Raw genomic sequence first — 18408 nt, 5'->3', positions numbered from 1 at the left:
GCCGGCGGTCTTGTTCTTCCACGAAACGGCCCATCGGCAAGCCTCCCGAAATCCCAGAAAACTCTACCATCAAGCGGCGTTTTTACACAGCCTCGGTCGATTGCCGCCAGTTTGCTTCATGAGTTTAACGCGGCCGGGCGCCCAACCTACGAACGTCGGACAAACTAACGCTCCAGCTCATCGAGGATCGGGCAATCTGGCCGCGCATCGCCGCTGCAGTGGGCCGCGAGGGCGAGCAAGGTGGTGCGCATCGCCTGCAGCGCGGCGGCCTTGCGGCCGAGATCGTCGGCGCGGGCTTCGGCCATGGCCTTCACCTCGCTGCTGGCGCGGTGGCGATCGGCCCAGAGATCGAGCAAAGTGCGAATTTCCTCGATCGGGAAGCCGAGATCGCGGGCGTTGGCGATGAAGCGCAGGCGGTGGACATCGGCGGCGCTATAGTCGCGATACCCGCTCTCGCGCCGTGGGGCCGCAGGGATGAGCCCGATCTTCTCATAATGGCGGATCATCCGCTGGGAGACCCCGCTCGCGTCCGAGGCGCCGCCGATGTTCACAGGGTCACCCGGTTGAGCCGTAGCGCGTTGGTCACCACACTGACCGAGGACAGCGCCATGGCCGCCGCCGCGACGACGGGCGACAGCAATATCCCGAACAAGGGGTAGAGCAGCCCCGCCGCGATCGGCACGCCGGCGGCGTTGTAGATGAACGCGAAGAACAGATTCTGGCGGATGTTGGACATCGTGGCCACGCTGAGCGCCCGCGCCCGGACGATGCCGTTCAGATCTCCCTTCAGCAGCGTCACACCCGCGCTTTCGATCGCGACATCGGTGCCCGATCCCATCGCGATGCCGACATCGGCGGCGGCCAGCGCGGGTGCATCGTTGACGCCGTCGCCGGCCATCGCCACGATCCGGCCCTCGACCTTGAGGCGCGCAACCACCGCGCTTTTCTGATCCGGCTGCACCTCGGCCTCGATGTCGTCGATCCCGAGCTTCTTCCCGACCGCCTCAGCTGTCACGCGATTGTCGCCGGTCAGCATCACGATGCGGATGCCGTCCTTGCGAAGCGCGGCGATCGCCTCGGCCGTCGTCGGCTTGATCGCGTCGGCAATGGCGAAGATGCCAGCCACCCGCGCATCGACGCGGATGAAGATCGCGGTCGCGCCGTCGCGGCGCAAATCGTTCGCCTGCGCCTCCATCGTGCCTGTGTCGATGCCGTTTTCCTTGAGGAATAAAGCGCTGCCGAGCGTGATGCGCTTGCCCTCGATGGTGCCGACGGCGCCCTTGCCGGTCGGCGAATCGAAGCCGGTGACGTCTGGCAAGACTATCGCCCGATCTTTTGCGGCGGCGACGATGGCCAGCGCCAGCGGATGCTCGGACGCGCGCTCGACGCCGGCGGCAAGCCGGAACAGTTCGGTCTCCGCAAATCCCTCGGCCACGACGATATGTGTCACCGAAGGGCGGCCTTCGGTGAGCGTGCCGGTCTTGTCGATCACCAGCGTGTCGACCTTCTCCATCCGCTCGAGCGCTTCGGCGTTCCTGATGAGCACGCCAAGCCCCGCGCCGCGCCCGATGCCGACCATGATCGACATCGGCGTCGCCAGCCCCAGCGCGCACGGACATGCGATGATCAGCACCGAAACCGCCGCGATCAGGCCGTGGGCGAAACGGGGTTCCGGCCCCCATATCGCCCAGGCCGCGAAGGCGATGATCGAGACCAGCAGCACGGCGGGCACGAACCAGCCCGCCACCATGTCGGCCAGCCGCTGGATCGGTGCGCGCGAGCGCTGCGCATCGGCGACCATCTGGACGATGCGCGCCAGCATCGTATCGCGCCCGACCTTTTCGGCGCGGATGACGAGCGCGCCGCTCTGGTTGATCGTCCCGCCGATCACGAGCGCGCCGACCGCCTTTGTGACCGGCATCGACTCGCCGGTCACCATCGATTCATCGAGCGAGGAGCGGCCGTCCTCGACCTTTCCGTCGACCGGCACCTTTTCGCCGGGCCGCACCCGCAGGCGATCGCCGACGACGACCTGATCGATCGAAACCTCTTCGTCATTCCCGTCGGCGCCGATCCGTCGCGCGGTCCTGGGCGCGAGGTTCAGCAGCGCCTTGATCGCGCCCGACGTGCGCTCTCTTGCGCGCAGTTCGAGCACCTGCCCGAGCAGGACGAGGACGGTGATGACGGCGGCCGCCTCGAAATAGACCGCGACCGTCCCGTCCATCCCGCGTAACGCCGAAGGGAAGATCGCGGGGAAGAGCGTCGCGACGACGCTGTAGCTCCAGGCGACCCCGGTTCCCATTGCGATCAATGTGAACATGTTGAGGTTGCGCGATCGGATCGACGCCCAGCCGCGCGTGAAGAACGGCCAGCCAGCCCACAGCACGACCGGCGTCGCCAGCGCGAACTGGATCCAGGTCGAAACCGCCGGCGCTATCAGGCGGTGAAGCGCCGGGAAGATGTGCCCGCCCATTTCGAGCACGAACACCGGCAGGCTGAGCGCCAGCGCGATCCAGAAGCGCCGGCCCATATCCTCGAGCTCTGCGCTCGGCCCGCTATCGGCGGTCACCATCGCGGGTTCGAGCGCCATGCCGCAGATCGGGCAGGCTCCGGGATGATCCTGCCGGATTTCGGGGTGCATCGGACAGGTCCAGATCGTTCCCGGCGCGGCATCCTGGGGTGGCGAGGGCGTCGGTGACAGATAGGGCGCCGGGTCCGCGACGAATTTCTCGCGGCATCGGGCGCTGCAGAAGTGGAAGGTCTCGCCCTGAAATTCGGCATGATGCGCGGTCTTGGCGGGATCGACCGTCATGCCGCAAACCGGATCGAGGGCTTTTCCCGACGGCGCGAGGCCGTGGCCGTCTTTACCCTTCATGCCCGGGTGATCGTGCGCCATCGCCATACTCCTTCGTGACGCTGCCCCATATGGGGTTTGACACCATGTTAAGGTCAAGAGCGATCCTGCGCATCGGGACCATTACGTAACGTGGCCTTTGCCGCCCGCCGCTGACCATTCCGGCGGGAACCGATCTGTGGCGAGGTCGGGTGGGGGAGTGGGTCGGGGTATGTTGAATTTGCTTGGAACGCGCGGATGGGCTCGTCACCCGGATCGGGGCCGAATATAGCGACGTCTCTCTCAAAAATCGTTATTCCCGCGAAGGCGGGAACCCATATACTTTGAAGCCCGAACCTCTTGTAGTTCAGAGATTATAGGTTCCCGCCTTCGCGGGAATGACGGATTGGTAGGGCCGACGTACAACAAGAGCCGGTTAATGATATGTGTGGCGGACCGATGCCAGGAGATGGCTCGCTTCGAAACGCTTGGCTATGCCCTGCCCGGGGGCACCAGCCGCGTCTTGATCGTCGCCAGCGGCCGGCCCGACACGCCATCGATCACCACCGGCTCGATCATCGCATCGGTTTCGGCATCCGCGATGGAGCTCATGTCACCTTCGCCATGATATTTGCGCCCCCACGCGCCGATCGCCAAGAGGATCGGCAGGAAGTCGCGGCCCTTTTCGGTCAGCACATATTCGTCGCGCGGCGGGCGCAGGCTGTATCGCCTTTTCTCCAGCAACCCATCCTCCGTCAGCGCGTTCAGCCGCCGCGTCAGGATGTTCGGTGCGATGCCCAGGCTCGCGCGGAACTGATCGAAGCGGGTCGCGCCAAAGCCCGCGTCGCGCAGGATCATCATGCTCCAGGCATCCCCCACGCGCAGCAGCGCACGGGCAACGGGGCAGGGGCCGGCGGAATATTTGTCGGTGTCCATTGCATTTTGATAGCGACATGAATATCAAAATGCAAGTAACTCGTTGGATCGAGTCGGATGGAGACAGAATATGAGCAAGGCAAAGGGCACGGCCCTCATCACCGGCGCGTCGAGCGGGATTGGCGCGGTCTATGCGGACCGGCTGGCAAAGCGCGGTTTCGATCTCGTGCTCGTCGCCCGCGATGGCGCGCGGATGGAGGCGCTGGCCGCGCGGCTGCTGGGCGAGACACATGTTACGATCGAGATCATCCCGGCCGATCTCACCGTCGATGTCGATGTCGCCAGGATCGAGCAGCGGCTGGCGGCGGGCGACGTTACGCTGCTGATCAACAATGCCGGCATGTCGCTCAACGGCAGCCTGCTTGAAAACGGCCCGGCTGAACTTGGCCGGATCATCGCGCTCAACGTCACGGCGCCGACCCTGCTGGCTGCGGCGGCCGCCAAGACCTTCGTGGCGAAGGGCGAAGGCGCGATCGTCAACATCGCCTCGGTGCTCGCGCTCGCGCCAGAACTGTTCGATGGGGTCTATAGCGGCACCAAAGCGTTCCTTCTCAATCTCAGCCAGGCGATGGCGGGCCAGCTTGCCGACAAGGGCGTCTATACGCAGGCGGTGCTGCCGGGCGCGACGCGCACCGAGATATGGGAGCGCTCGGGCAAGGATGTCGATGCCTTCCCCGCGGATATGGTGATGGATGTCGACGACCTCGTCGATGCGGCTTTAGTCGGATTCGACCGGCGCGAGAGCGTCACCATCCCGCCGCTCGCCGATGAAGCCGAATGGCGCGCGTTGCAGCAGGCTCGGCTCGCATTGACACCGAAACTCTCGAAGCGCGCGGTCGCCGCGCGCTATCGTGAGCCGGCGGTGGCATAAGCGGACCGCCTCAGGCGATCGTTGGAACCAGTCCGCCTTCCACCCTGACCGCGGCGCCGTTCGTCGCCGCGGCGAGCGGGCTGGCGATGAACGCGACCATCGATGCGATCTCCTCGGCCTCGATCAGGCGCCGGATCAGCGATGTCGGCCGGAATTTGGCGAAGAATTCGGCCTCGCGTTCGGCCTCCGGCGCATCCTTATTGTCGACGACCGACCGGATGAAACCGACAATGCCTTCGGACCGCGTCGGCCCCGGCATGACCGAATTGACGGTCACATTCGTGCCGCGTGTCTGTTCGGCGAGGCCACGCGCGATCGCGAGCTGCGCGGTCTTGGTCATGCCATAATGGACCATCTCGCCGGGGATCATCAACGCGCTTTCGCTGGCGATGAAGATGATGCGGCCCCAATTCTGTTCGATCATCCGCGGGAAATAGTGCCGCGACAGGCGCACCCCGCTCATCACATTGGTTTCGAAGAAATGTTGCCAGTCCTCGTCGGCGATGTCGACGAACGGCTTGGCTTCGTAAATGCCCAGATTGTTGACGAGAATATCGACGTGCGGCGCCGCCGCGATCAAGGCGGCCGATCCTTCCGCCGTCGCGGGATCGGCGAGGACGGCCCGCACCTTCCCGGCCTTGCCCACGCGCGCGGCGGCGGCATCGAGCTTGCCCTGGCTTCGGCCCGAGATGATCACCTCGGCGCCTTCCGCCGCGAGGCGCTCGGCGATGGCGAGCCCGATGCCCGCGGTCGATCCGGTGACGAGTGCGGTCTTGCCCTTGATGTGCAGATCCATGGTCGGAACTCCCTTAAATGCTGGAGTCCAGATAGGCGCTCGCGCGATTGATGATTAGATAGTACATATTCACAATAGAAGTGCATTGAAATCAGCAGTAGGCGGCATGGACAATCGCATCGGCGACATCGAGACCTTCCTTGCGGTCACGAGCGGGGGCAGCTTCGCCGCGGCGGCAAAATCGCTGCGCCTCACGCCGTCGGCGGTGAGCCGCAGCATCGCCCGGCTCGAAGCCCGCTTGGGCATATTGCTGATCCAGCGCACCACGCGGTCGCTGAGCCTGACTCCCGAAGGCGAATCCTACCGCGATCGCATGTCGGCTTTGCTCGCCGAAATCGATGACGTCGAGCAGGGTTTAGGCCGCGCCGAACACGGCCCGCGTGGTCCCTTGCGCATCAACGCGTCGGTGCCGTTCGGCACGCAATGCCTGCTGCCGATCCTGCCGCGGTTCATCGAGGCGTTCCCGGCCGTCACCGTCGATCTCGCTTTGTCCGACACGCTCGTCGACCTGATCGAGGAGCGGGCGGACATCGCGATCCGCGTCGGCCCGCTGCGTGACACGCGGTTGCGCGCGAAGAAGCTCGGCCGCAGCACGATGGCATTGGTGGCCAGCCCCGAATATCTCGAACGGCACGGCGCACCGGCCGAGCCCGCCGACCTTGCCCGGCACATCTGCCTCAAATTCAGCTTTCGGCGGACGATCGACACCTGGCCCTTCCGCATCGGCAGCCGCATCATCCAGCGCCCGGTCGACGGGCCATTTCTCGGCAATTCGGGCGAGGTCGTCCGGCTGATGGCGGCGGCCGGAGGCGGCATCGCCCGGCTGGGGCGGTTCCACGTCGCCGCCGATATCGCTGCGGGCCGATTGGTCGAGATACTGCCGTCGTTCAATCCCGGCGATGTCGAGGACATCCACGCGCTTTACGCCGGCCAGGACCGCCTTGCGCTCCGAATCCGGGAATTCCTCGACTTCCTCGATCGCGACCTGGTGCTGCCGCATATTTCGGGGACATAATATTAAATTAAGTCACGCAACGAGCGGAGGTATCAGCAGTTTGGCTTGCCATTAGTTCAAATTGTATATACAGATATTGCTGTGGACATCGAGTTCGACCCCGCGAAAGATGCCAGCAACATTGCCAAGCATGGTGTGTCGCTGGCTCGCGCCGCCGATCTCGATCAGATCATCGTGGTGGAAGACGATCGGTTCGAAGAGCGCCGGTTTCGTCTCTACGGGCTGATCGATGGCCAGCCCCATTGCGTTGCCGTTGCCCTGCGCAACGGAAAGGTCCGGGTCATCAGCCTGCGTCGCGCACATAAGAAGGAATATCGCCGCCATGCCCCGTAAACAGCCCCCCGTCGTGTTCGACGATGAGAACCCCGAATGGACCCGCGATGATTTCGCGCGGGGGCGCCTGATTTCCGATTTTCCCGAGCTGGCGGCGGCCTTCCCGAAGAGCCGAGGCCGGCAAAAGGCGCCCGTCAAGGTGCCGGTCAGCCTGCGCCTTGATCAGGATACCCTGGAGCGCTTCAAGGCCGGGGGCCCCGGCTGGCAGTCGAGGATCAACGAAGCGCTGCGCAAGGCGGCCGGCTTATAACACCGCTATATCGGGGCGGTGCAGGCTGGTATGCCTATGGGGGCAATCGCACGTTCCAACGCAACCGGGGTTTCGCATCAAGCCGCCAGCCAGCTGCCTTCCGCATCGTCCACCACGGCGAACAGATCGCCGTCGGCCATCGCGCCGCGCATCAGCTTTCGAAGCTCTTCGGGGGTCGACGCGGCTTTGAATTGGCGATCGGTCTTAGCGACCTTCGCCAGTTCGCCCACGGCATTTTCCTCCCCCGCAAGCGCCAAAAGCCAGGTCCCGAACGGTTCGCCCTGATCGTTCACTTTCCGGTCTCTGTTCATAGCGATGTTCCTGTCTCATTTGCGCGTGTCGCCGATCCTCCGCCAAGGGGCAGGGGGAGTTGATCTCGATCGACCGTGGCTGGTTCGTTCAGACGCGCGACGATCGTCGCGGCCAAGGTGTCTGCAGCCCTTTCGCGCAGCCGGGCATCGGGGACCGTAAGGCCCACGCGAGCCCAGCCGGGCGCGTTCAGGAGGATGTCTGCGAGGCGGGCACGGTCGAGTCGTTCCATGGGCTGAGTTAGAACATAGAGAGAACAAACTTGCAAGTCGCCTCTCAGCCCATGCGCTACTAGGACGTCGACGGCCACCTCACCACCCCGCCGCGCTTGCGGCCCGCTCGCCATCCGGCGATATGGAGCCAACACAGCGGGAGATGCGGGCATGGCGGCGTGGGATGACGGATATTGGTGGTCGAAGGACGGCCTTCGCCTCCATTATCGCGATTATCCGGCGGATGAGGGCGCCGGGCTGCCGATCATCTGCATTCCCGGCCTCACCCGCAACGCGCGCGACTTTGCGGCGGTCGCCGATCGGCTGGCCGGGCGGCACCGGGTGATCCTGGTCGAACTGCGCGGGCGCGGGGAGAGTGCTTATGCCAAGGATCCGATGACCTATGTGCCGCTGACCTATTTGCAGGACGTGCAGGCGCTGCTCGATCATCTTGCGCTCGATCGCTTCATCCTGTTCGGTACGTCGCTCGGCGGGATCTTGTCTATGCTGATTGCGGCAACGCATGTCGGGCCGGTGGCCGGCGTGCTGCTCAACGATGTCGGCCCCGCACTCGATCCGGCCGGGCTCGCGCGGATACGTACCTATGTCGGCAAGTCCACCAGCTATCCCACCTGGCTCCACGCCGCCCGCGCGCTCGCCGAGGGGCAGGCGATCGCCTATCCCGATTACAGCCTCGAACAATGGCTCGACATGGCCAAGAGGCTGTGCCGGCTGACGCCTGCCGGCCGCGTCGTCTATGATTATGACATGGCGATCGCCGAGCCGTTCAAGATGCCGGGGGGCGAGGCCGGGGTCGATCTGTGGCCCGCGCTGGCCGCTCTGGCCGGGATCCCCGGCCTGCTCGTGCGGGGGGAGCTTTCGGATATCCTGTCGGCGGCGACCGCCGATCGCATGGTCGCCGAACTGCCGCTGCTCGAGCGGATCGATCTGCCGCGGATCGGCCATGCGCCGACCTTGTTCGAGCCTGAAAGCGCGGCCGCGATCGATCGGTTGCTTGCGCGCATCGCCGCCGCCTGATGGCGCCGCCGGTTCGCATCCTCCACGCGCATTCGACGTTCACGCTCGGCGGCAAGGAGGCGCGCGCCGTCCAGATCATGAACAGCCTCGGCGATGCGGCGACTCATGTCGTGCTGAGCGCGATGCCCGATGCGCTCGGCGCGCGTGCGGCGATCGGTCCGGCGATACAGGCCGAATTTCCGGGAGAGTCGGCGCCGGCTCTCTACGGCAAGCCGTCGCTCGGCCGTTACTGGCGGCTCGCGCGCTACATGCAGGACTTCGATCTGGTTCTGACCTATAATTGGGGCGCGATGGATGTCGTGGGCGCGCGGCGGCTCTATGCGGGCGCGCTGAAGCTGCCGCCCTTGATCCACCATGAAGACGGTTTCAACCAGGACGAGATCGTCCGCCAGAATCCGAAGCGCGTCTGGTTCCGCCGATTGATGCTGCCCGCCGTCGACCGGCTGGTGGTGCCGTCGCGCCGGCTCGAGGCGATCGCGCGAACGATCTGGAAGCAACCTGCGGCGCGGATCGAGCGGATTGCCAATGGCATCCGCCTGCCGTCGGATGCGGAGATCGCGGCGCCGCTGCCGATCGCGGGCCTCGATCGCGATGCGCCGGGCGTCGTGATCGGCACGGTCGCCGGCTTGCGCGCGATCAAGAATCTGCCACGGCTCGTGCGGATCTTTGCCGCCGGCGCACCGGGCGATGCGCGGCTGGTGATATTGGGGGAGGGGCCGGAGCATGGCGCGATCGTCGACGAGGCGGTGCGCCTTGGTGTCGCCGATCGCGTGATCCTGCCGGGCTTCGTGCGCGATCCGGTCCGCTATCTGGGCGCGTTCGATATCTTCGCGCTGTCATCGGACAGCGAGCAGTTTCCGATCTCGCTGGTCGAGGCAATGGCGTGCGGGCTTCCGGCGCTTTGTACCGACGTCGGCGATATCGCCAACATGGCGGCACCGGAAAACCGGCCCTTCGTTCGTCCGCCAGGAGATGAAACGGGCCTTGTGGCTGCGCTGGCCATTTTGTGCTCGGACGTGGAAAGACGGGCGTCGATTGGCGCTGCGAATCGAGCTATCGCATTGAATGAATTCGCAGAAGATGCGATGTTGGCGCGTTATCGTACGCTGTATGGCGCGGCGATTGCGCGCGGCGGAGGGCGTCCGGCCGCGCTTGGCTGAACAGAGACGGAATTTGCGCGCAATTTTTGCCGATTGCGCCTATATGGCGCGGGTTCATTCCAGGAGGTTTATTTGTTCAAGGGCGTGCGGCCGATCGTTTATGGTGGACGTGAAGTATGGCCGCTGATCGAAGGCGGCAAAGGCGTAGCCGCCACCAACCATGCCAGCTCCGGCGCCTGGGCCGCGGCGGGCGGGATCGGCACCGTGTCGGCCGTCAACGCCGACAGCTATGATGCCGAGGGCAAGATCATCCCGCAAATCTATCGCGCGCTCTCGCGCCGCGAGCGGCATGAAGAACTGGTTCAATATGCGATCGACGGCGCCGTCGAGCAGGTGAAGCGTGCCTTCGACATCGCCGGCGGGCGCGGTGCGATCAACATCAACGTGTTGTGGGAAATGGGCGGTGCGCAGCGCGTGCTGCACGGCGTGCTCGAACGCACACGCGGTCTGGTCGCAGGCGTCACCTGCGGTGCCGGCATGCCCTATAAGCTCAGCGAGATCGCCGCCTCCTACGGCGTCAGCTATCTGCCGATCATCAGTTCGGGCCGCGCCTTTCGTGCACTGTGGAAGCGGGCTTATTCGAAGGCATCCGAATGGCTGGCCGGTGTGGTCTATGAAGATCCGTGGCTGGCCGGCGGGCACAATGGCCTGTCGAACGCCGAAGATCCGAAGAAGCCCGAAGACCCCTATCCGCGGGTCAAGGCGCTGCGCGAAACGATGCGAGAGGGCGGGATATCGGATGATGTGCCGATCATCATGGCCGGCGGTGTCTGGTATCTGCGCGACTGGAACGACTGGATCGACAATCCCGAACTCGGCCAGATCGCCTTCCAGTTCGGTACGCGCCCGCTGCTGACGCAGGAAAGCCCGATCCCGCAGGGGTGGAAGGATCATCTGACCACGCTCGACGAAGGCGATATCCTGCTTCACCGCTTCTCGCCGACCGGTTTCTATTCGTCGGCGGTGCGAAATCCGTTCCTGCGCAATCTCGAGGCTCGGTCCGAACGCCAGATCGCCTTTTCGGGCGAGGCGGCCGGCGATCACCAGTATAAGCTGGACGTCGGGGTGAAGGGCAAGAGCTATTGGGTGACGCGCGGCGATCTGCTGCGCGCGCGCGAATGGGACGGGCTGGGCTTCACCAGCGCGCTCAAGACGCCGGATAATACTTTGGTGTTCGTGACGCCGGCCGAAATGAATATGATCCGCAAGGATCAGGCCGATTGCATGGGCTGCCTCAGCCAGTGCGGCTTTTCGTCCTGGGCCGATGCCGAGGGCAATTCGACCGGCCGGCTCGCCGATCCGCGCAGCTTCTGCATCCAGAAGACCTTGCAGGACATCGCCCATGGCGGGCCGATCGACGAGAATCTCATGTTCGCGGGCCATGCCGCCTACAAGTTCAAGCAGGATCCCTTTTATTCGAACGGCTTCGTGCCGTCGGTGAAGCAACTCGTCGATCGGATCCTGACGGGCGATTGATCGGCTTGGGCGGGGTCATGATTTTCTGAATTGGCATCGTCCGTGTGGCGGCTAGGTTTGGCGGTATGAAAACCGCACTCGTCATCCGCCATACCCCGTTCGAAGGAATCGCCGGGTTCCGCGCGCCAGTCGAGGCCGCGGGCTATGTGATCGACCGGATCGACGTCACCGATCCGGCTTTCCCCCATATCGATTTCGACGAGCCCGATCTCGTCGTGATGATGGGCGGTCCGATGGGCGTCTATGAGACCGACGCGCATCCGTGGATATCGTGCGAGATCACGCGTCTGGCGCGGCGGATGATGCTCGATCGTCCGACATTGGGCGTATGCCTCGGCGGCCAGATGATCGCGGCGGGGCTCGGCGCGCGCGTCTATCCGGGGCCGGTGAAGGAGGTCGGTTTCGCGCCGGTCTCGATCAACGCCGACGGCATCCATTCGCCGATGCGGCATCTCGTCGACGTGCCGGTGCTGCATTTCCACGGCGATACGTTCGATCTGCCGCATGGCACCGAATTGCTGGCCTCATCGGATAAATATGCCCATCAGGGCTTCCGCCGCGGCGACAATATCCTCGCGCTGCAATGCCATCCCGAAATGGGCGAGGATCCGCGTTTCGAGGCCTGGCTGGAGGACGAAGCCTATATCGCCGAGGCCGGCCTGACGGTTGCGGAATTGCGCGATCAGCATGATCGGCACGGGGGTGCTGCGGTTGCAGCGGGACGCCGGATGGTGGCGGACTGGCTCGACCGGCTGGATATCTGAATAGCGATATTCCTCGCCGGGCTTGATCGAGGCAGAATTCAGGTCCCGATTACACCCAGCCTTCGAGTACCTGATCGCGGGGGCGATCGCCGTCGATCCACTGGCGGATGCTGGCGATCACCCGTTCGCCGGTCCCGGCGCGTCCTTCGAAGGTGGCGGAGCCCATGTGCGGCAGCAATACGACATTCTGGAGCGCCAGCAGTCGCGGGTCGATCGAGGGTTCGCTCGCGAATACATCCAGCCCGGCGCCGGCGAGCCGGCCCTGCTCCAGCGCTTCGAGCATTGCCACTTCGTCGATGATTTCGCCGCGGGCCGTATTGATCAAATAGGCGTTGGGCGCAAACAGCCCGAAGCGGCGGCGGTCGATCAGCCTTTCGGTCTCGGCGGTATGGGGGCAGTGAATCGAGATGATGTCGCAGCTTTTCAGCAGTTGATCGATATCGGGTTCATACTCCGCGCCCGATTCGGCTTCGACAACGGCGGGCAGGCGGTGGCGATTGTGATAGGCGATCGAAAGGTGGAACGCGCGCGCGCGCCGCGCGACGGCCTGACCGATCCGGCCCATGCCGATGATGCCCAGGCGTTTGCCCGTGATGCGATGTCCCAGCATCGCGCCGGGGCTCCACCCCTGCCACAGACCCGATCGCACCAGCTTCTCACCTTCCGCGAGGCGCCGGGGAACCGAGAGGATCAGCGCCATCGTCATGTCGGCAGTATCTTCGGTCAGCACGCCCGGCGTGTTGGTGACGATGATCCCCGCTGCGCGCGCCGCCGGCAGGTCGATATGGTCGACGCCGTTGCCGAAATTGGCGATCAGCCGCAGGCGGCCCTTGCCGGCTGCAATCACCGTGGCATCTATCTCGTCGGTCACCGTCGGGACCAGTACGTCGCAGCGCGCGGCGGCGGCGGCGAGCGCCGCCTGATCCATGGGCCGGTCGGCCTCGCTCAGTTCGGAATCGAACAGTTCGGCAAGCCGAGTCTCGGCGCCTTCGGGCAGCCGGCGGGTGACGATCACCTTCGGTCTGCGGGGGCGGGGCGCGTGTTCCATGCCCCGTGGGCTAGACGTGGCGGGCACCGAGCGTCAAGCGCAAGCGGGACAGCATCTCACTTGAACGCATGATTTGTCGCCTTACTATGGCATCATCATCGGTCCGGTGCGGGCACGTGGGAGGTAAGAGTTTGAGGCGCGCAGGAATTTTCGCGATCGCCTGCGGGGCCGTTGTAATCGCCTCCGCGGGCCATGCGCAGGAGCGCAAACTTCCCTATTGGGCGTCGATCGCCACCGGCGATGCGCTGCTGCGCACGGGCCCAGAGCGCACCTATCCGGCAATCTGGCGCTACCGCCGATTCGATCTGCCCGTGCAGGTGATCCAGGTCTATGGCAATTGGCGGCGGGTTCGCGAAGTGGACGGCACCGAAGGCTGGATGCTCGCGACGTTGCTCAGCACGCGCCGCACCGCCGTGGTGACGGGGCAGGGGTTGGCTCCGCTGCGATCGGGCGCCAGCGATACGGCCCCGCTCAACTGGCAGGCCGAACCGGGCGTGGTCGGGCGAATCAGCAAATGCGCGAATGGCTGGTGCCTGCTCGATGCGGGCGGCAAGAAGGGGCATATCCATATCGAACGCATTTGGGGTGTCTCGCCGGGTGAAACGGTAGAATGAGCGCGCGATGACGCCGGAAATCGAAACCGAAAGGTTGCGGCTGCGCGGACACCGCATCGATGATTTCGAAAGATCCTGCGCGCTGACCAGCGATCCCGTCGCCGTGCATTTCATCTTCCAGAAGCCGTTGACGCGCGAGGAGGTGTGGGGGCGCCTGCACCGGCTCGTCGGACACTGGACACTGCTCGATTACGGGCTGTTCGTGGTGGAGGAGCGCACGACCGGTCGCATGATCGGTGAGGTCGGCCTCGCCGATTTTCGCCGCGGTCTCGGCGGCGATTTCGATGGCTGCCCCGAATTCGCATGGATGCTGGCGAGCGACGCTCATGGCAAGGGCTATGCCACCGAGGCCGCACGCGCCGCGCTGGCGTGGATGGAAGGCCGATTCGCGCCGCCGCGGACCGTCTGCATCATCGATCCGGCCAATATCGCGTCGCTGCGGGTGGCGGAAAAGCTCGGTTTCAAGCCTTATGGGGAAGCCGAATATAAGGATAAGACCGTCCTCAAGCTCGAACGGTTCTGCGCGCCAGCCGGCGATCGATCCACGCCAGCAAATAGCCGGTGATCAGGAAGCCGCCAGCGATCAGCGCAACGTTGATGCCCACAACCGCCCAGCCGGCCTTGCCGGGATCGATGAACGGATAGGCATAACGATCGCCCGCAAGTCCGCGTGCGAGCGCATAAAAAAGATAGGCGAACGGGTAGATCGCCCATCGCAGGGGATCGCCCTTCCGAATATGTCCTTTGGGGACCGCCGCCAGCCAATAGAGCGGAACGAGCACCGGCACGATCTTGTGCATCAGCGTATCGGCGATCAGGGCCTCGCCGACGAGGTGGTGCAGGCCTTGCAGCAACAGGCCGTACACGATTCCGACGAGCAGGATGGCCAGCGTCAGCCCGCCGAGCAGCCGAGGGTGCAGCTTATGCCGCCCGCCGATGCCGATCGTGCCGAACGCCAGGGCGACCAGCATGTTGGTGGTGATCGTGAAGAAGCGAAGATAGACCCAGAGCGCCTCGGCCACGGATCCATGCCCGGTCAGAATGACATCGAACTGGAGCACGAGACCGGTCGCGGCGACCAGCGCGATGCCGATGGCGAATATCCGGGCGGTGCGATCGGCAGCGATCATTCGGGTTGCTCCGGCCTGGGTGCGCATATGTCGCACCGATGGATGCCGCAGACGGTCTAACTTTCTCTGGTGCAGGGGAGAAGGCCGAATAAGAAACGGGCCGCCATCGCTGGCGACCCGTTCCTGATACAGCTTCTGGAAGCGATCAGCGCTTCGAGAACTGGAAGCTGCGGCGGGCCTTCGCCTTGCCGTACTTCTTGCGCTCGACCGCGCGGCTGTCGCGGGTGAGGAAGCCTGCGGCCTTCACCGGCGCGCGCAGGATCGGCTCGTACTTGGTCAGCGCCTGGCTGATGCCATGCTTGACCGCGCCGGCCTGGCCCGAAAGGCCGCCGCCCTTGACGGTGCAGACGACGTCATACTGGCCATCACGTTCGGCAACGCCGAACGGCTGGTTGATCACGAGGCGCAGCGTCGGACGTGCGAAATAGACTTCCTGATCGCGGCCGTTGATCGTGATCTTGCCGGTGCCCGGCTTGATCCAGACGCGGGCGACCGCATCCTTGCGGCGGCCGGTGGCGTAAGCGCGGCCCTGCGCGTCGATGATCTGCTCGCGCAGCGGAGTCACCGGCAGAACAGGCTGCGCAGGTGCAACGGCTTCGTCGGTCGTGTAGGCGGGCGCCGGAGCGGCAGCCACCGGGGCGGCTGCGCCGGTCAGCGCGGCGAGGTCGGAAAGCGACTGGCGGTTATCGGACATTATGCGCCCACCTTGTTCTTGCGGTTCATTGAGGCGACGTCGAGGACGGTCGGGCTCTGGCCCTCATGCGGATGCTCGGTGCCCTTGAAGATACGCAGGTTGCGCATCTGCTGGCGGCCCAGCGGGCCGCGCGGGATCATGCGCTCGATAGCCTTTTCGAGAACGCGCTCGGGGAAGCGGCCTCCGAGGATCTTGTCCGCGCGGGTTTCCTTGATGCCGCCGGCATAGCCGGTGTGGCGATAGTAAACCTTCTGCGTGGCCTTCTTGCCGGTGAAGCGAACCTTCTCGGCGTTGATCACGATGACGTTGTCGCCGCAATCGATATAGGGCGTGTAGCTCGGCTTGTTCTTGCCGCGCAGGATATTGGCGATGATCGAGGCGACGCGGCCAACGACCAGTCCGTCAGCATCGATCAGATGCCATTTCTTGTCCACGGTCGACGGCGTAGCCGGCTTCGTGGTCTTCATGAGCGCCTTCATTGGGCCAGACCTTTATTATTCGGTGTTCCAGAAACGAACCGCGCCGCCCGTGTTCGGGGCGGCGCTGACGGACGGGCTAATGCGATTCGGTGCCCAAAAAGTCAAGCAAAATGGGGCTCAATTAAAGAGGTATTATGATACCTTCGTCATTTGCGTCGTCGCACTGCGCCAGCCGATCGCGTGCGCGGCCGCCACCGTCGCCGCCAGGAGCAGCGCTGCGACTGCCTGATGCGTGACGGCGATCGGGATCGCGACCCCGGTCATCAGCGTCGCGATGCCCAGCATGATCTGGAGGATCACCAGCGTGGCGAGCGCATGCACCGGCCCGACGGCACCGAGCGTGCGGGCCCTGCGCGCGATCAACAGAACCGCGACCAGCGCCACCCAGGCGAACCAGCGATGAATGAATTGCACGACGATCGGATTGTCGCGCAGATTGGCGATCAGGTTCCATGCCGGGTTCCAGCCGCCGTCGGGAAACCACTGATCGCCCATCTTCGGCCAACTCGCAAAGGCATAGCCGGCGCGTAGCCCGGCCGTGAACGCGCCGAGCATGATCTGGATCGCCAGCACGGCGATGGCGGCCCCGGTCGCGATCGACAACCGCGCGGGCCGCGCCTTGGCATCGCGGGCAAGGCGGAACAGATCGAGCGCGGTCCAGATCAACGCCGAGAAAATCAACAGTGCTGCGAGCAGGTGGATCGCCAGTCGGATGTGGCTCACCTCGGTGCGGAACTGGAGGCCCGAATAGACCATCCACCATCCGATCACGCCCTGCAGCCCGCCGAGCGCGAAGATGATCAGCATCCGCGAACCGAATCCGCGCGGGATCGCGCGCTTCCACCAGGCAAAGGCCAGCACCAGCGCGAGCACCATGCCGATCGCGCGCGCCAGCAGCCGGTGCAGATACTCCCAGAAATAGATCTGCTTGAACCCGTCGACCGTCATGCCGAGGTTGAACGCGCGATATTGCGGGATCGCCTTGTAATGGTCGAACTCGGCCTGCCACTGGTCGGCGGTCAGTGGCGGGATGATGCCGCGGATCGGCTTCCATTCGGTGATCGACAGGCCCGATTCGGTCAGCCGCGTGATGCCGCCGACGACAACGATCGCGAAAACGAGCGCGGCGACGATGATCAGCCAGCACGCAAGCGCGCGCGGGCGAGGGAAGGGCGCGGCGGGGCGCGCGAACAGGGCGAAACTGGACATGGCGGGCCGCTCATGCGCCCGCTCCTTTCCATCTTCAACCGGCGAATCATCAAAATGAAACCGGAATGATATATTGTATCTTTTGCTATGGCGTGGCATGGGCTCGCGGCAGGGAGCACGACCGAATGATCCGGACCGATGTTGCACGCGATCTGTTCGACCGGCTGGCCATTGGCCTGTCGGCGCTCTGCCTTGTTCATTGCATAGCGAGCGTCTTGTTGGTGGCGGTCCTGGCCAGCGCGGGTACGGCGCTGCTCAACCCGGCCATTCACGAAATCGGTTTGATTGGCGCCATCACCCTGGCGGTGCTGGGTCTGGGAAGCGGTTTCATGACCCATCGCCGCCGCGCGCCACTGGTCCTCGGCATTGTCGGCATCGGGCTGATGTCCAGCGCCTTGTTCGCGCCGCACGGCCTGATCGAGGTGGCCTATACGATGACCGGGGTCGCCTGCGTGGCGACAGCGCATTTTCTCAACCGTCGTTCGCTGGCTGCCTGAACGCCAGATGAACGTTGGGGTTGTCGCAAGCGGTGGTCGCGCCTAAATTCCATCCATGGCAACGGCGCATGATCATCTGCTGCACGAAGGCGATTCGCTGGCCGATGCGGCCCAGCGCACCTTCGAGCGCGCCGGCGAGCAATGGACGCCGATGCGGGCGGAGATCTTTGCGGCGCTGAGCGCGGCGACCAAGCCGGCTTCGGCTTATGATCTGGCCGATGCGGTGTCGAAATCGACCGGCCGGAGGGTCGCGGCCAACAGCGTCTATCGCATCCTCGACGTTTTCGTGGGTGCCAATCTCGCGCGTCGCGTGGAAAGCGCCAACGCTTATATCGTCAACGCCCATCCCGATTGCGAGCATGATTGCATTTTCCTGGTCTGCGATATTTGCGGCCGGGTGAGCCATGTCGACGATGATCGGCTTGCCGGATCGGTGCGCGCATCTGCCGAGAAAGCCGGCTTTTCGAACCTGCGTCCGGTGATCGAAGTCCGCGGCTGCTGCGCCGATTGCGCCGAGGGCGATTCCGCCTGATCCGCGCGGTGCGATACGGAAATCGCATCGAATCAACGAGCTAAGGGTGATGTGTCTGAGCCCGTCGCGGCGGATTTGGCTCTAGGAACCGCCGCGATATCGGTTTAAGGCGGCCTGATGACCGATCGCCCTGTCACCCCATTGCTCGACACCATATCCGTTCCGGCGGATCTGCGGATGCTCAAGGCATCGCAGTTGCGGCAGCTGGCGGA

At 64.6% G+C, this 18408-nt stretch carries 23 protein-coding genes; 12 read left to right on the top strand and 11 right to left on the bottom strand.

The features are described from left to right. Positions 1-164: 164 nt before the first annotated feature. From cueR to BLS13_RS19775, 3 genes are all read right to left on the bottom strand, one after another. Complete coding sequence (cueR, locus tag BLS13_RS19785; protein ID WP_037528997.1) at positions 165-551, bottom strand: Cu(I)-responsive transcriptional regulator; 387 nt, start codon at positions 549-551, stop codon at positions 165-167. After that, on the bottom strand, positions 548-2875 hold the full coding sequence (locus BLS13_RS19780; RefSeq protein WP_305367255.1) for a heavy metal translocating P-type ATPase: 2328 nt from the start codon (positions 2873-2875) through the stop codon (positions 548-550). Before BLS13_RS19780 ends, cueR begins: the two co-directional genes overlap by 4 nt. 450 nt (positions 2876-3325) lie before the next feature. Further along, entirely contained in the window at positions 3326-3769 is a 444-nt protein-coding gene (locus BLS13_RS19775; protein ID WP_093454710.1) for a winged helix-turn-helix transcriptional regulator, read from the bottom strand. 70 nt (positions 3770-3839) lie between these two features. Between BLS13_RS19775 and BLS13_RS19770 the strand changes: the two genes are divergently transcribed. Continuing rightward, a complete protein-coding gene (locus BLS13_RS19770; protein WP_093454709.1) occupies positions 3840-4640 on the top strand; it encodes an SDR family NAD(P)-dependent oxidoreductase in 801 nt (266 codons plus the stop codon). A gap of 10 nt (positions 4641-4650) precedes the next feature. On the opposite strand, the gene BLS13_RS19765 is transcribed toward BLS13_RS19770, so the two are convergent. Then, complete coding sequence (locus BLS13_RS19765) at positions 4651-5436, bottom strand: SDR family NAD(P)-dependent oxidoreductase (protein ID WP_093454707.1); 786 nt, start codon at positions 5434-5436, stop codon at positions 4651-4653. A gap of 106 nt (positions 5437-5542) precedes the next feature. Here BLS13_RS19765 and BLS13_RS19760 point away from each other — a divergent pair, with 106 nt between their 5' ends. The 3 genes from BLS13_RS19760 to BLS13_RS19750 all read left to right on the top strand — a co-directional run bounded on the left by BLS13_RS19760 (position 5543) and on the right by BLS13_RS19750 (position 7034). Then, on the top strand, positions 5543-6451 hold the full coding sequence (locus tag BLS13_RS19760) for a LysR family transcriptional regulator (RefSeq protein WP_093454706.1): 909 nt from the start codon (positions 5543-5545) through the stop codon (positions 6449-6451). Between the two features lie 81 nt (positions 6452-6532). Further along, positions 6533-6784: a BrnT family toxin gene (locus BLS13_RS19755; RefSeq protein WP_093454704.1), complete on the top strand. Its 252-nt coding sequence runs from the start codon at positions 6533-6535 to the stop codon at positions 6782-6784. Next, complete coding sequence (locus tag BLS13_RS19750; RefSeq protein WP_093454703.1) at positions 6774-7034, top strand: BrnA antitoxin family protein; 261 nt, start codon at positions 6774-6776, stop codon at positions 7032-7034. The genes BLS13_RS19755 and BLS13_RS19750 overlap by 11 nt, the downstream gene beginning before the upstream one ends. Positions 7035-7111: 77 nt before the next feature. Here the strand turns inward: BLS13_RS19750 and BLS13_RS19745 are convergent, their stop codons facing one another. Together BLS13_RS19745 and BLS13_RS21300 are read right to left on the bottom strand one after the other, a co-directional pair. Next, on the bottom strand, positions 7112-7345 hold the full coding sequence (locus BLS13_RS19745; RefSeq protein ID WP_093454702.1) for a hypothetical protein: 234 nt from the start codon (positions 7343-7345) through the stop codon (positions 7112-7114). Next, positions 7342-7575 (bottom strand): DUF6771 family protein, encoded by a 234-nt coding sequence (locus BLS13_RS21300; RefSeq protein WP_093454717.1) that lies wholly within the window; start codon positions 7573-7575, stop codon positions 7342-7344. Before BLS13_RS21300 ends, BLS13_RS19745 begins: the two co-directional genes overlap by 4 nt. Positions 7576-7726: 151 nt before the next feature. Between BLS13_RS21300 and BLS13_RS19735 the strand changes: the two genes are divergently transcribed. From BLS13_RS19735 to BLS13_RS19720, 4 genes are all read left to right on the top strand, one after another. Next, positions 7727-8593 (top strand): alpha/beta fold hydrolase, encoded by an 867-nt coding sequence (locus BLS13_RS19735; protein WP_093454700.1) that lies wholly within the window; start codon positions 7727-7729, stop codon positions 8591-8593. Then, on the top strand, positions 8593-9753 hold the full coding sequence (locus BLS13_RS19730; RefSeq protein ID WP_093454699.1) for a glycosyltransferase: 1161 nt from the start codon (positions 8593-8595) through the stop codon (positions 9751-9753). Before BLS13_RS19735 ends, BLS13_RS19730 begins: the two co-directional genes overlap by 1 nt. A 72-nt stretch (positions 9754-9825) precedes the next feature. Then, positions 9826-11229, top strand: coding sequence for an NAD(P)H-dependent flavin oxidoreductase (locus BLS13_RS19725; RefSeq protein ID WP_093454715.1), 1404 nt, complete (start codon positions 9826-9828; stop codon positions 11227-11229). A 65-nt stretch (positions 11230-11294) separates the two neighbouring features. Beyond that, complete coding sequence (locus tag BLS13_RS19720; RefSeq protein ID WP_093454697.1) at positions 11295-11993, top strand: glutamine amidotransferase; 699 nt, start codon at positions 11295-11297, stop codon at positions 11991-11993. 49 nt (positions 11994-12042) lie between these two features. On the opposite strand, the gene BLS13_RS19715 is transcribed toward BLS13_RS19720, so the two are convergent. Then, entirely contained in the window at positions 12043-13041 is a 999-nt protein-coding gene (locus BLS13_RS19715) for a 2-hydroxyacid dehydrogenase (protein WP_093454696.1), read from the bottom strand. Between the two features lie 131 nt (positions 13042-13172). Between BLS13_RS19715 and BLS13_RS19710 the strand changes: the two genes are divergently transcribed. Next, complete coding sequence (locus BLS13_RS19710) at positions 13173-13655, top strand: SH3 domain-containing protein (RefSeq protein WP_256325991.1); 483 nt, start codon at positions 13173-13175, stop codon at positions 13653-13655. Positions 13656-13662: 7 nt separating this feature from the next. Beyond that, positions 13663-14220, top strand: coding sequence for a GNAT family N-acetyltransferase (locus BLS13_RS19705; RefSeq protein WP_093454693.1), 558 nt, complete (start codon positions 13663-13665; stop codon positions 14218-14220). Here the strand turns inward: BLS13_RS19705 and BLS13_RS19700 are convergent. The 4 genes from BLS13_RS19700 to BLS13_RS19685 form a co-directional block, all read right to left on the bottom strand. Further along, positions 14159-14785, bottom strand: a complete 627-nt coding sequence (locus tag BLS13_RS19700) for a Pr6Pr family membrane protein (protein ID WP_093454691.1) — start codon at positions 14783-14785, stop codon at positions 14159-14161. The genes BLS13_RS19705 and BLS13_RS19700 overlap by 62 nt on opposite strands. A gap of 145 nt (positions 14786-14930) precedes the next feature. Then, positions 14931-15479 carry a 30S ribosomal protein S9 gene (gene rpsI, locus BLS13_RS19695; protein WP_093454690.1) on the bottom strand — a complete coding sequence of 183 codons (549 nt, stop codon included), beginning with the start codon at positions 15477-15479 and terminating at the stop codon, positions 14931-14933. Next, positions 15479-15958, bottom strand: a complete 480-nt coding sequence (gene rplM, locus BLS13_RS19690; RefSeq protein WP_093454688.1) for a 50S ribosomal protein L13 — start codon at positions 15956-15958, stop codon at positions 15479-15481. The genes rpsI and rplM overlap by 1 nt, the downstream gene beginning before the upstream one ends. A gap of 132 nt (positions 15959-16090) precedes the next feature. Beyond that, the gene (locus BLS13_RS19685; RefSeq protein WP_093454687.1) at positions 16091-17167 is read right to left on the bottom strand and encodes a COX15/CtaA family protein; all 1077 of its coding nucleotides are present in this window, start codon (positions 17165-17167) and stop codon (positions 16091-16093) included. A 125-nt stretch (positions 17168-17292) separates the two neighbouring features. Between BLS13_RS19685 and BLS13_RS19680 the strand changes: the two genes are divergently transcribed. Both BLS13_RS19680 and BLS13_RS19675 read left to right on the top strand, forming a co-directional pair. Further along, on the top strand, positions 17293-17664 hold the full coding sequence (locus tag BLS13_RS19680; protein ID WP_093454714.1) for a MerC domain-containing protein: 372 nt from the start codon (positions 17293-17295) through the stop codon (positions 17662-17664). A 55-nt stretch (positions 17665-17719) separates the two neighbouring features. After that, the gene (locus BLS13_RS19675; RefSeq protein ID WP_037528972.1) at positions 17720-18196 is read left to right on the top strand and encodes a Fur family transcriptional regulator; all 477 of its coding nucleotides are present in this window, start codon (positions 17720-17722) and stop codon (positions 18194-18196) included. The last annotated feature ends 212 nt before the right edge of the window (positions 18197-18408 follow it).

It is taken from the genome of Sphingomonas sp. YR710, from assembly GCF_900101455.1.
Lineage (GTDB): Bacteria > Pseudomonadota > Alphaproteobacteria > Sphingomonadales > Sphingomonadaceae > Rhizorhabdus.
The sequence above is the reverse complement of the archived record's forward strand: the minus strand, read 5'-3'. Positions and strand labels throughout refer to the sequence as shown.

Excerpts from the sequence above, each read along its gene's own strand:
- BLS13_RS19730 (WP_093454699.1), top strand. The coding sequence starts at position 8,593 with ATGGCGCCGCCGGTTCGCATCCTCCACGCGCATTCGACGTTCACGCTC.
- BLS13_RS19780 (WP_305367255.1), bottom strand. The coding sequence starts at position 2,875 with ATGAAGGGTAAAGACGGCCACGGCCTCGCGCCGTCGGGAAAAGCCCTC.
- BLS13_RS19765 (WP_093454707.1), bottom strand. The coding sequence starts at position 5,436 with ATGGATCTGCACATCAAGGGCAAGACCGCACTCGTCACCGGATCGACC.
- BLS13_RS19675 (WP_037528972.1), top strand. The coding sequence starts at position 17,720 with ATGGCAACGGCGCATGATCATCTGCTGCACGAAGGCGATTCGCTGGCC.
- BLS13_RS19750 (WP_093454703.1), top strand. The coding sequence starts at position 6,774 with ATGCCCCGTAAACAGCCCCCCGTCGTGTTCGACGATGAGAACCCCGAA.
- BLS13_RS19770 (WP_093454709.1), top strand. The coding sequence starts at position 3,840 with ATGAGCAAGGCAAAGGGCACGGCCCTCATCACCGGCGCGTCGAGCGGG.
- rplM (WP_093454688.1), bottom strand. The coding sequence starts at position 15,958 with ATGAAGGCGCTCATGAAGACCACGAAGCCGGCTACGCCGTCGACCGTG.
- BLS13_RS19705 (WP_093454693.1), top strand. The coding sequence starts at position 13,663 with ATGACGCCGGAAATCGAAACCGAAAGGTTGCGGCTGCGCGGACACCGC.
- BLS13_RS21300 (WP_093454717.1), bottom strand. The coding sequence starts at position 7,575 with ATGGAACGACTCGACCGTGCCCGCCTCGCAGACATCCTCCTGAACGCG.
- BLS13_RS19720 (WP_093454697.1), top strand. The coding sequence starts at position 11,295 with ATGAAAACCGCACTCGTCATCCGCCATACCCCGTTCGAAGGAATCGCC.
- BLS13_RS19685 (WP_093454687.1), bottom strand. The coding sequence starts at position 17,167 with ATGTCCAGTTTCGCCCTGTTCGCGCGCCCCGCCGCGCCCTTCCCTCGC.
- BLS13_RS19700 (WP_093454691.1), bottom strand. The coding sequence starts at position 14,785 with ATGATCGCTGCCGATCGCACCGCCCGGATATTCGCCATCGGCATCGCG.
- BLS13_RS19735 (WP_093454700.1), top strand. The coding sequence starts at position 7,727 with ATGGCGGCGTGGGATGACGGATATTGGTGGTCGAAGGACGGCCTTCGC.
- BLS13_RS19715 (WP_093454696.1), bottom strand. The coding sequence starts at position 13,041 with ATGGAACACGCGCCCCGCCCCCGCAGACCGAAGGTGATCGTCACCCGC.
- BLS13_RS19745 (WP_093454702.1), bottom strand. The coding sequence starts at position 7,345 with ATGAACAGAGACCGGAAAGTGAACGATCAGGGCGAACCGTTCGGGACC.
- BLS13_RS19680 (WP_093454714.1), top strand. The coding sequence starts at position 17,293 with ATGATCCGGACCGATGTTGCACGCGATCTGTTCGACCGGCTGGCCATT.
- BLS13_RS19760 (WP_093454706.1), top strand. The coding sequence starts at position 5,543 with ATGGACAATCGCATCGGCGACATCGAGACCTTCCTTGCGGTCACGAGC.
- rpsI (WP_093454690.1), bottom strand. The coding sequence starts at position 15,479 with ATGTCCGATAACCGCCAGTCGCTTTCCGACCTCGCCGCGCTGACCGGC.
- BLS13_RS19775 (WP_093454710.1), bottom strand. The coding sequence starts at position 3,769 with ATGGACACCGACAAATATTCCGCCGGCCCCTGCCCCGTTGCCCGTGCG.